The 1,342-nt window shown below is 65.4% G+C and carries 1 protein-coding gene; it reads left to right on the top strand.

Features of this window, described 5'->3' with window-relative positions; translation table 11 throughout:
- The first annotated feature begins 73 nt into the window (after window positions 1-73).
- Window positions 74-1,302 (top strand): IS3 family transposase gene (locus GGR04_RS23670; protein ID WP_183203058.1). Its coding sequence is split into 2 segments (ribosomal slippage): window positions 74-422 and window positions 422-1,302, totalling 1,230 coding nucleotides; the frame shifts between segments, so codons are not numbered across the junction.
- Window positions 1,303-1,342 lie beyond the last annotated feature (40 nt).

Genomic DNA, 1,342 nt, shown 5'->3' with positions numbered 1-1,342 from the left:
TGGAGCGCACCCCGTTTTGACCGGACAGGTGGCATAGCCGATAAGGCATAGGCATCCGCCTATGAGTACGACTATGTCGAAAGCTCCTGATGGCCCGTTTTCTCGGGTTGAAGTGATCACTTCCGTGCAGCGCCGGCGGCGATGGTCGACCGCCGAGAAGGTCCGCCTCGTCGAGGAGGCGATGCGGCCGGGAATGAGCGTGTCCTTTGTGGCGCGGCAGGCAGGCGTCTCGCCCTCCCAGCTCTTCGCCTGGAAGCGCCGAATGCTGGAAGGCGGACATGCCGCCGTCCAGGCCGACGAGGACGTCGTCGGCACGTCGAGGGTCCGCGATCTGGAGAAGCGCGTCCGCGATCTCGAGCGTCTGCTCGGCCGCAAGACGATGGAGAACGAGATCCTCAAAGAGGCGCTCGACGTCGCCCGCCCAAAAAAACGGATATCGCCCTTGCTGTCCTGGAGCGATCCGACGGACGGTTCACGGTGAGCGCCGTGGCTCTGACGCTGAACGTCGCTCGTTCCCACATCAACGAGCGACGCGGCAGGGCGGTGAAGCCGCGAGGGCCGTATCGCAAGGTCGAGGATGCCGAGTTCCTCGCACCGATCCGTGCCATCGTCGACGCTCGGCCGACTTACGGCTACAGGCGCGTCACGGCGCTGCTGAACCGCCGCCTGCGGGCGGAGGGGCAGCCGACGGTCAATGCCAAGCGGGTGCTGAGGATCATGCAGCATCACGGCTTGACGCTGGAGCGCCATACCGCCCGGCGGCCTGGCCGAACGCATGACGGCATCGTCGTCGCGCTGCGCTCGAACGTACGCTGGTGCTCGGACCATCTGGAGATCCATGCCCGCAACCGCGAGGTCGTGCGCATCCTCTTCGTTCTGGATGCCTGCGACCGCGAGATCATCGCCTGGTCTGCCGTCGCCAATGCCGGCATCTCCGGCGAGATGGTGCGCGACCTCATGGTCGCCGCCGTCGAGCGCCGCTTCGGCACGACCAAGGTCCCGCATGCCGTCGAATGGCTGTCAGACAACGGCAGCGCCTACATCGCCAAGGACACCGCCAACACTGCCAGGGCCCTCGGCCTGATGCTGCTCTTCACGCCCGTCCGCAGCCCGGAGTCGAACGGAATGTCCGAGGCCTTCGTCAAAACTCTGAAACGGGACTACGCCAGCATCACCGTCCTGCCCGACGCCGCCACCATCCTCGCCTTGCTTCCCGACTGGATCGAGGATTATTGCGAGGTCCACCCGCACTCAGGCCTGAAGTTCCGCTCGCCTCGTGAGTTCATCAGGCTCAGTGCCTAAACCCAACCGCCCCCTGTCCGGCGAAATGGGGTCCACTCCA

Origin of the sequence: Aureimonas pseudogalii (genome assembly GCF_014196835.1) — a bacterium.
GTDB lineage: Bacteria > Pseudomonadota > Alphaproteobacteria > Rhizobiales > Rhizobiaceae > Aureimonas > Aureimonas pseudogalii.
The sequence above is the reverse complement of the archived record's forward strand: the minus strand, read 5'-3'. Positions and strand labels throughout refer to the sequence as shown.